Origin of the sequence: Calidithermus chliarophilus DSM 9957 (assembly GCF_000430045.1) — a bacterium.
GTDB lineage: Bacteria > Deinococcota > Deinococci > Deinococcales > Thermaceae > Calidithermus > Calidithermus chliarophilus.
In genome coordinates this window covers 188,231-198,520 of sequence record NZ_KE387025.1, presented here as the reverse complement: position 1 = coordinate 198,520, position 10,290 = coordinate 188,231, and the positions used below count along the sequence as shown (strand labels likewise).

Sequence of the window (10,290 nt, the reverse complement as noted above, 5' to 3'; positions counted from 1 at the left end):
CGCCTTTAGCACTCCCCCGCAAGACCTTGCCATCCGCGACCAGGGCAGAGGTAGTAGCGGTAGAGGTAGGGAAAGAGGCGGGAAGGGGGAGTTCGGGAAAGACCTGTTGCAGGGCTGAACCCAGCGCTTGCGGGTCCAAGCGGCGGATGAGCTGGGCGATTGAGCTGCGTCCTGGGGCCTTGCGCAAGCCCAGGGGCTTACACAGGAAGGGATTGGCTTGGGCAAAGCGGGCCACACCCCGCAGGGAGTCCACCCGGCACACAAAGGCCACCAGCACCAATGCCACCACCCCCCACAGCGGATAGCGCCGGTTCTGGTAGCGTGGATCGTCCAATGAGGCTAAGGCTTCGCGTAAGTTCATGCCTCTATCTAGCCTCAACCCTGAATAACGGTCAAGTCTGGGCGGGGGAACGGGAAGGTCTCGAAACACGTAGTGTTGGTGTAGCGTGGGCGATCCTCGAGGGATGTGCCCATCCTCAACCCCCAGAGCTGATGCGGCTTAGAGTGCAGCACGCCGAAAGCAAAGTCGTCGTCGCGGGCGATAGCGTAGTTGGTCCCGTCGACAAGCACCGAAGTAGGGAGCCACACGAAGACACGGTGCTTGGAGACCTGGGGCGTCGCGATGTAGCGCCCCAGTGGGGCCAGGGCTCGTCGCATCCCCGGCCTAGCCTCGCCATGGATCCACCAACGACTCCTCGTAGAAGCCCGTCTCGCCTTCTGGCGTTCCGGTAGAACGTGGGTTTTCACGTAGCTGAAAGGCAGCACGTACCTCGACGCCTCCTCTAACGGCATCTGGTTGAAGTCGATCACCCACACGCCCCGGGACCGCTGGGTAAGATCCTTGGCGTTGACGTAGGGCCGCAACACGTCGGCGTTAGAGACCCCGTCGGGGTTGGGCTGGTCGAGCCAGGAACGGGCGACCCCGTCCGGTACCGTAAACTGCCCTACCAGCTTCAGGCCCTGGAAGATAACGCCGAGGTTCTCTCGCAGGGGCCCCGCGGTGGTTAGAGAAGCAGCACTGCTGAGGTCGGGGTTGATCTCGTGAACTTCGAGCCCATCCAGAGTACGACTCCCCTGACTGCCGTCGTCGAAGCCCACGATGCTGACCCGTACCGCTGCTCCCTCGAGCACCCACGGCTCGTCGCTACATGCCGTGAAGATATCCCCGGTACTCTTGATGCGCTCGAGTACGACCCGGTTCTTTCCCCCTCGAATGCTGTTGGTGGCGATCAGCCCAGCCCGCTTGGCCTTGCCCGCCTCGATCTGGGCCCGGGCCTTCTCGAACCAGTAGCACACCAGATCGGCCTGGCCCGGCACCCGCCCCTCGAACAGCCTGCGCAGCCGGTCCACGTACTCATCCCCCAGCTCCGAGCGCATCTTCTTGTCGCCCAGGAAGGGCGGGTTGCCCACGATGTAATCGGCCTCGGGCCACTGCGCCTCGGTGCCGTCGGGGTTAAGGAGCGCGTCCCGGTGCTGGATGGTGTCGAGGCGCTCGAGGATGGGCACCTGCCAGTTGGGGCTACCTGTGGCCGCCTTCCACTGGAGGTAGCCGATCCAGACCACGACGCTGGCGAGTTCGTGGGCGAAGGGGTCGACCTCGAGCCCGAAGAACTGCCTCGGGCTGACGAAGTCCTGGAGGGCGGGCTCATCGATCTCGGCGGCGAAGTTCAGCACCTCGGCCTGTAGGCCCAGCAGGCCCTGCATCGCTACATAGAGGAAATTTCCGCTCCCACATGCCGGGTCTAAGACCCTTACGCCGTGCAGCTTGTCGAGGAAGCCCTGGATGGGCCGGGACACGTGGGCGACGTAGCGGTCCACCTGCTGGCGCCCGCCCTTGCCCAGCCTCCGCCGGCCGCGCCAGGAGGTGTCCTCGCTCAATTGCTTGCCCAAAGGCTGCTCGAGAAAGTCCTGTATTCCGGCGCGTATCGCCTCCCACTCGGCCCGTAACGGCTCCAGGATGACGGGCTCGACCACCCGGGCGATGTCTTGGCGGGAGGTGTAGTGTGCTCCGAGTTGGCTGCGCTTAGCCGGGTTCAGGCTGCGCTCGAAGAGGGTGCCGAAGATACTCGGCTCGACCTTCGACCAGTCCAACCGGGCGGCCTCGAGCAGCAGATCGGCTTCCACGGCCTCGAGAAGGGGCGGCGTAGACCCCTCGAACAGACCCCCGTTGAAGTGGGGAACCGGCACGGGCCCGAAGTCGCCCCCGTGGGTCATGGCGTCGAACAAGCGGCCCAGCAGCTTCTGCAGTCGGACGGGGTCGTCCTGGGCTTTCTCGAGCGTGCTCGTGAGCACCCGGTCGGGCAGCAGACCGATATCCTCGGCGAAGAAGGCGAAGACCACCTGCATGAGGAAGTGGGCGACCTCGCGCTCCCTGAGGCCCCGCCCCGTGAGCCGCCGGGCGACCGCCCCGATCTTCTCGCTTGTGGCCTCTGTCACCTGCTGGCGCTTGAGGGCGGGGTCGAGCCGGGCTGGCTCGGTAAAGGCCCAGCGCAGCATCTGGGCCTTCTCGGGGTCGGCGAGCTGCTCGAGGGTGATGACCTCGGGCTCGGGCAAGGTGTTGTTGAAGTTAGGGTAGACCGCGAAGCGCAACAGGTCACAGACGATCAAGAGCGGGGGGTTCTCCAAGTCACGGCTGTATAGCACGAGTTGCTCGTAGGCCCGCCGCAGGTCGGAGCGAGGACGCTTGTACTCCCAGCCGAAGCAGCCCCGCTTCCACACGTCGGCAAAACCCTGGCCGCCACCCAGTTTGCGCACCGGCTGCTCGAAGCGGTAACCGGCCGCCCCGGGCCGCTCGACCTCGAGCGCCTCGCACAGCTCGAGGAAGTGCTGCTTGGCGAAGCCGGACTCCGAGGTGTCAGGCCGGGCAGCGATCTCTCTCCAACGGGCGATGAAGGGGTCGACGTTCACGCTAGCTCCTCCCGGCAGTGAAACCGGCTGAGGCCAGCAGTCGGACGAAACCGCCCCGCTCGTGCCGTATCTCGGGGTGGTGAGCTCGGGTACTTCAAGCCGGTCGCGCTACTGGCTCCCCTTCCGTCTAAGCGCCCGATTTACCTCGGCGAAAGGTTCACTGCCTCTTGAACTGGGACCCGTTTGTGGAATTGAGTCCTAATGACCAAGGTAGCAGGAGCAGCTCCATCCCTTAGGCCATTTACTGGTCACATCCCAAGTATATCCATGGTCCAAATCCATCATGGCGTGGCAGCAGGACGCTGCCGTCAGCCAGCTCGGTCTGGTTGGGGCTCTACAAGGGCCACTGAGGCTCTGGAGCAGGGCGCTACGCCCTGCCGAGTTGTAACAGTGCTTTTGGGTGAATGGCCCGCGACTTTCGTCCTGGAGGGCATACACCCTGCCGTAACAGTTCTCGGGCTTCCCCGGTTCTGCTACAGACGGGCGAGCCAGGCCGGGCAGCGGCCCGCGCCGGCCCTAGCCCGCCCCCAGGCCGTCCAACACGCGCATCAGCTCCTGGGTGAAGGGCCCGAGCTGCAGCTCGACCTGGGCCTTGACCGCCGCCTCGGTGACCTCGCGGGGGTCCATCTTGCCGGCCTCGAAGGCCTCCATGAGCCCGCTGTAGTAGCGGATGGGCACGTGCTTGCCCAGGATGAGGGTGAGCATGCGGATGGCCTTGGTGGCCCGCCCCCTGGCGTCGAGGGCGTCCCACTCGGCGTCGGCCTGCTGCTGCTTGCGCTCCTCGGCCCGGCGCGCGGCCTCCGCCCGCTTGGCCTTGGCCGCGTCGGCCTCCAGGCGGCGGCTGCGCGAGACGAAGCCCTCGGGGTCGGTGTACTTGCCCTCGTCGTCGCGCACCACGTCCACGAGGAAGCCGGCGCGGTTGCGCGGGGCGTACCCGGCGAGCAGGATGGCCTCGAAGCGGGCGATGCGCTCCTCGACGCGCCCCAGCCCGTAGGTCCCGATGAGGCTGTGGGCCACCGGGCGGGCCACCCCGTAGCGGCCGAGCCGGGCCACGACCTCCTTGGCCTCCTCGGGGATCGCCGCCTGCTTGGCGAAGGTGTAGATCACCTCCTGCTTCGGCCCCCTCCCCTCGTACTCCACCCCCGAGAGGTAGCCGCGCTCGACGAGCTCGGTGTGGGCGCCCTCGAGGGTGCGCCGCACCCGGCTGGGGGTCTGGTCGACGATCTTGCAGGCCTTGGCCCACTCGACGATGTTGGTGCGGAACTGCGTCACCTCTCCCCCGTCGGGCGAGACGCGCTGTGCGTCGAGCAGCCGGTAGAGCGCGCGGGTGAGGGGCCGGTCGAGGCTGGTGAGGAACTCGAGGTCGAGCGGCTTGAGGTACTTGGCCCGGATCGACTCCACGATCTCCCGCGCCAGCCGGATCTTGAGCACGCTGTGCCCGGAGAGGCCGAGCTTGTCGTCCTCGCTGGTGTACTCCAGGCGGTCGATGTAGCGGAACTTGACCGTCGTCCACTTCTTGCCGCTGCGCCAGGCCTCGCTGGCGGTGAAGGTCGCGGTGGTCAGGCGCTCGAGGCTCTCCTTGAGCGCTTGGTAGTAGTGGCCGCTGGTGTCCCAGCCGATGAGGGAGAGGATGCGGTAGGCCGTGGCGACGATGGTGCCGTCCTCGGGGCTGCCCGCCTCCTGGTACAGCGTGATCAGCGCCAGGCTCACGTCGTTGTCGAGGCCGTGCGGGACGCCTCCGTGCTCGGCCACCGCCACGCAGGAGAGCCGGGCCTGGCGGCCGTCGACGTTGAAGTCGATGGTCCAGCTCGTGAAGTCGGGGGGAATGCGCTCTTGAATGCTGATCAACCCGAGCCGCGCCACGTTGGCCTCGTCGAAGCGCCGGATCTCGTTGCCCTCGTTCGGGTTCTTCCGTGCCATTGCCCCCGATTATACCGGCTCCGCCGGGCCGCCCGCCGCGCGCGAGGCCCTGATGATGATTTTTTAAGACCTGAATTCTTTTAAAAGAATTGAATTAAATGTCATCATCAAGCCCCGCGCGCGGGCAGCGTGCTGCACGCGAATTCGCCGCCAGTTTGGCCGAGTATTCCGATAATTTGGGCCCTGAAACGGCCGAGTGTTCCGATACTTTGGCGGCCCGAATGGCCGAGTATTCCGATAGGGGGGTGGTTAAAGTGGCCGAGTATTCCGATACTTCGAGGGTCCGAACGGCCGAGTATTCCGATACCTCCCCCGCCCGAATGGCCGAGTATTCCGATAGCCTGCCGGCCAGTTTGGCCGAGTATTCCGATAATTTGGACCCCCGAATAGCCGAGTATTCCGATAGGGGCCTCGAGCCCCTCCGGCCGGGGAGGAGCCTCCCGAATTAGGCCGTCCCCGACGCCTTAATTCGCGCGTTACCCGTCGGCCCGTCGGGCGAAATGGCCGAGTATTCCGATAGGGGCCTCGAGCCCAGTGGCCGAGTATTCCGATACCCCCTCAAATGGCCGAGTATTCCGATAGTGAGTCCCCAAAAATGGCCGAGTATTCCGATACCTCCCCCGGCGAAATGGCCGAGTATTCCGATAGCCCGCCGGCGAGGCCGCTTCACGTGGAACGCGGCCCCGCCGCGCGGCGGGGGCTTCCCCAGGGGTTCAGCGGCCGGGGGTTTGCCCCGGCACGACCTCGAAGACGCGGCCCTCGCGCAGGAGGTAGAAGCGGTCCCCGAGGCAGGCCAGGCCCCGGTACTCCCCCTCCAGCTCGAGCACCCGCTCCTTGAGCACCGGCCGCACGCCCGCGCCGGGGACGGCCTCGAGCGCGCCCTGCGGCTCGTCGAAGGGGCTGAAGGCTAAGTCGGTGGCCCCGCCGAGCTCGAGGCGGTAGATCCGGGTCTTCCCCCCGCCCTGCTCGCTCACCAGCAGCGTCCCGGGCTTCGGCCAGGCCAGGCCGACGAGGCGGTTGCCGGGGGCGTCGAGCGCGTAGGCGTGCTCGGCGTACAGGCCCACGGGGTTGGTCAGCAGCAGCACCAGGCGCAGCGCCCTCGAGTTCCTCGCGCTCGCGCAGTCCGGCAGGCAGAGGGGGGTGGAGTTCATGAGCGCGAGGTAGTTGCCGCTCGGGTCGAGCGCCACCACGCCGCCCGAACTCCCGTCGCCGTGCGCGAACACCCTCGGCAGCACCCCGCCGGGCTGGCCGATGACCCCGTAGGCCCGCGGGCCGTCCTTGCCCAGGCGGAGCACCTCCTTGAGGTCGGGCGTGAGGCCCCAGCCCCGGTGGACGGCGGCGAGCGGCTTGGCCAGGGGCGCGGCGGCGAGCGGCTCCAGGCCGGCGCCCTTCAGCAGCAGGTGCCGGTTGTCCGCGCTCAGGGCCTCGGCCTCGAGGGGGCCGCCGCCGAGGTAGACCCACGGGGCGGGCTGCTCGAGCGGGCGCAGCGTGAAGGGCTGCCCCGCCGGCGCGCCGGCGGAGGCCGGTGCTGGCGCGGCGCTGAAAGGCAACGACCGGCTGAGGCCGGCCAGGGCGTAGGCCAACTGGTAGCGGGTGACCGCCGCGCCCCCCTGGAAGCGGTCCTCGAAGTCCAGCCGCATCCAGCCCAGCCCGACCACCTGCCCCACGGCCGCCGCCGCCCAGTGGCCGGGGGGCACGTCGGCGGGGAGGCGGGGCCTGGCCTCCACCCCCAGGCGGGGCAGGAGCCGGGCGAGGGCCTGGGCGAGTTGATAGCGGCTGAGCTCCTCCGTGCCCCGGAACTCGCCCCCGGGGAAGCCCTGGACGACCCCGGCCGCCATCACCCGCCCCAGGTAGGGCGCGGCCCAGTGGTCGGCCTTGACGTCCGTGAACGCCGCCGGGGCCTCCTCCCGGGCGCCGAGGGTGTCGAGCACCCGGCCCAGGGTGGTCGCGAGCTGGAAGCGGTTGAGCCGGGAGTCCCCCTGGAAACCCCCGCCGGGGAAGCCCTGCATCCAGCCGGCCTCGAGCACCCTCCCCACCGCCGCGCCGGCCCAGTGGTCCGGGGGCACGTCCGGGGGCAGGGCCTGGGCCGACAGGGCCGACAGCGCCAACGGGATGAGGGACGGGAATAGGAATCGCCGCATACACACCACCTTCCGCCGTGAATGTACTGGGTGGAATTCCTCCAGCCGGTGACGGATGCACCGTGGCGGGCCGGGGCCCCTCGACCCCCACTTCGCCCTCTCCCCTCCCCTGCCCGGCCGGGTTTTCGAGGCGTCGCCTTCGGTTTGACGTTGGAGCCATTATACCGCCGGGCCGCAGCCCGCGGATGTGGCCGAGGGGGGCCGGGGGCGGTTACGAAAACGTGAAAAGCTTGTAAAACCAGTTACGGATGTGTCAGAGTGGGGGCATGCGCAGACTTTGGCTGACGACCGAGGAGTACGCGTCGCGCCGCGGGGTCAGCGACGCCTACGTGCGCCGGCTGGCCGGCGCGGGGCAGATCCCGGGGGCCGAGAAGCGGGGCGGGCAGTGGCTCATCCCGGTGCTCGAGCCCGGCCCCGAGGAGACGGCCATGAGGACCGTGGCGGTCTTCAACCAGGCGGGCGGGGTGGGCAAGACCACCCTCACGCTCAACCTGGGCTACCACCTGGCCCAGCGGGGCCTCAAGGTGCTGCTCGTCGACCTCGACCCCCAGGCCACGCTCACCGCCTTCCTGGGGCTGGCGCCTTCGGACCTCGAGGTCACCGTCTACGACGCGCTGCTGCGCCGGGAGAACCTGCCGATCCACAGGAACCTGGCCGGGATGGACCTCGTGCCCTCCAACATCCTGCTCGCCGGGGCGGAGCAGGAGCTGGTCTCCGCGCTCAACCGCGAGGGCCGCCTGCGCAAGGCGCTCGACGAGGTGCGCGCCGCCTACGACGTGGCGCTGATCGACTGCCCGCCCAGCCTGGGCCTGCTGGCGATCCTGGGCCTGGCCGCCGCCGACCACGTGGTGGTGCCGGTGCAGACCCACTTCAAGGCCTACCTGGGCACCGACCAGCTCCTGCGGACGGTGGACGGGGTGCGCCAGGAGCTCAACCCCGACCTGCAGGTAGTGGGCTTCGTGCCCATGCAGTACGCCCGGGGCACCCAGCACGACCGCGACGTGCTCGAGGCCCTCACCGCCCAGCTCACCGAGCGCGGCCCGGTGCTCACCCCGGTCCCGCAGGCGGCCGACTTCAAGAAGGCCACGGTCGAGGCCAAGCCGCTGGCGCTGTTCAACCCGCGCCACCCGGCGGTGCTGGTCTTCGAGGAGACGGCGGACCGCATCATGAACGTGCTGTACGGCAGCAGGGAAGAGGTGCGCTCGTGAGCGCCAAGAAGGAACGGACCAACCCCATCCTGGCCAAGCACCCCATGCGCAACGCCAGCCCGGTGACGGCCATCCTCGAGGCCGGTCGCAAGGCCGCCCCCGAGGCCCAGCTCCCCCTCGCCGACCTCAGGCCCCGCCCCGGCCAGCCGCGCCGCTACTTCGACCCCGAGGCCATGCGCTCTCTGGTGGCTTCGGTGCGGGACCAGGGGGTGCTGCAGCCGCTGCTGGTGCGGGAGACCCGGGAGGGCTACGAGATCGTGGCCGGCGAGCGCCGCTACCGCGCGGCGCTGGAGGCCGGGCTGAGCCACGTGCCGGTGATCGTGCGCCGCCTGAGCGACGAAGAGGCCCAGCTCATCGCCCTGGCCGAGAACCTGCAGCGCGAGGACCTCAACCCCCTGGAGGAGACCGAGGGGGTGCTGGGCCTGCTGGCCCTGCGCCTGGAGCAGCCCGTGGAGGAGGTGGTGGCGCTGCTCTACCGCATGGACAACGAGGCCAAGGGCAAGGCTACCCATAACGTTATGGGTAAGCCGGACGCCGTGCTGGTCGAGGAAACCTTCAACTCGCTGTCGCGCGGCACCTGGCAGTCCTTTGTGGCCAACCGCCTGCCCCTGCTCAAGCTTCCGGAGGACGTGCTCGAGGTCATCCGCTCGGGGCGGCTGGACTACACCAAGGCCAGGGCCATCGCGCGGGTGCGCGACGCCAAGGCGCGGGCCCGCCTGCTGCAGCGGGCCCTGCAGGAGGGCCTCAGCCTCAGCCAGATCCGCCAGGAGGTCGGGCGCCTGGCCGCCAAGCCGCAGCCCGCCCCCGACCGCTACGGCGAGCGCGTCAAGGCCCTGGGCCGCGCGCTGGCCCGGCGGAGGCTGGACGAGGACCGCAAGCGCCGGGTGGACGAGCTGCTCTCGGAGCTCGAGCGCCTGTTGCAGGCGTAGCGACCTGGGCAGCACCGCGGCTGCCGCCCGCGGGCGGCAGCCGTCACCTGTTCGCGGCGCCGGGGAGCACCCCCTCTACGACGAGGTGCGGCAGGTGATGGCGGGCGGCTCGAGCCTCCGCTTCGTGTTCCGCAGGCCCAAGCGGGAGCTGGTGGACTGATCCGCCCCGTGCAGGGCCCTTGGGCCATCAGCCACCGCGCGCTGTCCCGTACCGCCCGCTCCGCCGAGCGGCTGGGATGGCCGCGGGCCCAGCGGGGAGAGGAGGCTGGGGCTCGCGCCCCGAGCAGACCCCATCGCTCTACGCCGACGGCCCGCCGCATCATGCCGAACTCGGCAAGCTCTGCGAGCGCGTCGCCCCGCTCGAGACCGCTGAGGTGGCATCGACTGGGCGCGGGGCCTCGTGGACTTCGCCCGCACCCACCAGCTCGTCGATCTCGCCTCGAGCTTCACCCCGCTGCCCCCGAGGGACTGGGCGGAGGCGGTGAGCCCGTGAGGCAGTAGGGGAGGGGAGAGGCCATGCCGTCGCGTGTCGCTCTGCTGCTGGCATTGCCCAGGAGGTGGGCGTGCCGGGGTTCGAAGCGAAGCCGCCCCTCGCCGGGCTACGCCGGGCGCATGCCCCGGGGCTGCTCGCGCGGGCGCGGGGCCGTCAGCCCCGGCCCTCGAGCGGGCCGACCACGACCTCCTCGCAGCTCAGCCAGCCCTCCTCGACCAGCAGTGCGACGCCCCCGGCCTCGAGGGGGGCCTCGGGGTCGTGGGCCTCGAGCACGACCTCCCCCAGCCGGGCCCGCACCCGGCTGCCCTCCACCTCCACCCGCAGCTCGAGCTCCTCCCCCTCGAGCCACCCCGCCTCGGCCTCGGCCAGCACGCGGGCCTGACCGCGGTGCTTGACGATCTGCAGCCGCCCCGGCTTGCGCAGCACCGCCGCGTAGAAGCGGTTGAGGCCCTGGCAGCGCACCGCCACCCCGGCCTGCTCGGCCAGGTAGGGCGTCAGGCGGGCCACCACCCGGTAGTCGCGCCAGCCGCGGCTGCCGGTGCTGATGAGCCCCAGCCCCTCCATGTGCAGCAGGCGGAAGGGCTCGGGGAAGCGCTTGTCGAGCCGGTGGACGGCGTTGACCCAGGCCCGGCGCCACATGCTGCCCGCGCCGGGCCCCGGCGGCCGGGCGAAGCGGGCCGAAGGCTCGCCCC

Annotated in this window: 7 protein-coding genes; 2 read left to right on the top strand and 5 right to left on the bottom strand. The window is 69.6% G+C overall.

The annotated features are described in order from the left end of the window. From MEICH_RS28115 to MEICH_RS25525, 4 genes are all read right to left on the bottom strand, one after another. A partial coding sequence (locus MEICH_RS28115) for a transposase family protein (protein ID WP_174422449.1) occupies positions 1-361 on the bottom strand: 361 nt, incomplete at its 3' end. Between the two features lie 14 nt (positions 362-375). After that, entirely contained in the window at positions 376-2,907 is a 2,532-nt protein-coding gene (locus MEICH_RS25530; RefSeq protein WP_051304270.1) for a class I SAM-dependent DNA methyltransferase, read from the bottom strand. A gap of 516 nt (positions 2,908-3,423) precedes the next feature. Continuing rightward, a complete protein-coding gene (locus MEICH_RS0115905) occupies positions 3,424-4,827 on the bottom strand; it encodes a replication initiator protein A (RefSeq protein WP_027893425.1) in 1,404 nt (467 codons plus the stop codon). Between the two features lie 713 nt (positions 4,828-5,540). Then, positions 5,541-6,968 (bottom strand): S-layer homology domain-containing protein, encoded by a 1,428-nt coding sequence (locus MEICH_RS25525; protein WP_036219475.1) that lies wholly within the window; start codon positions 6,966-6,968, stop codon positions 5,541-5,543. Between the two features lie 266 nt (positions 6,969-7,234). Between MEICH_RS25525 and MEICH_RS0115890 the strand changes: the two genes are divergently transcribed. After that, positions 7,235-8,176 carry an AAA family ATPase gene (locus MEICH_RS0115890; RefSeq protein ID WP_218916424.1) on the top strand — a complete coding sequence of 314 codons (942 nt, stop codon included), beginning with the start codon at positions 7,235-7,237 and terminating at the stop codon, positions 8,174-8,176. Beyond that, on the top strand, positions 8,173-9,105 hold the full coding sequence (locus MEICH_RS25520) for a ParB/RepB/Spo0J family partition protein (protein WP_245587688.1): 933 nt from the start codon (positions 8,173-8,175) through the stop codon (positions 9,103-9,105). Before MEICH_RS0115890 ends, MEICH_RS25520 begins: the two co-directional genes overlap by 4 nt. Before the next feature lie 646 nt (positions 9,106-9,751). Here the strand turns inward: MEICH_RS25520 and MEICH_RS29465 are convergent. Further along, on the bottom strand, positions 9,752-10,290 hold a 539-nt coding region (locus MEICH_RS29465; protein ID WP_036219474.1), incomplete at its 5' end, for a hypothetical protein.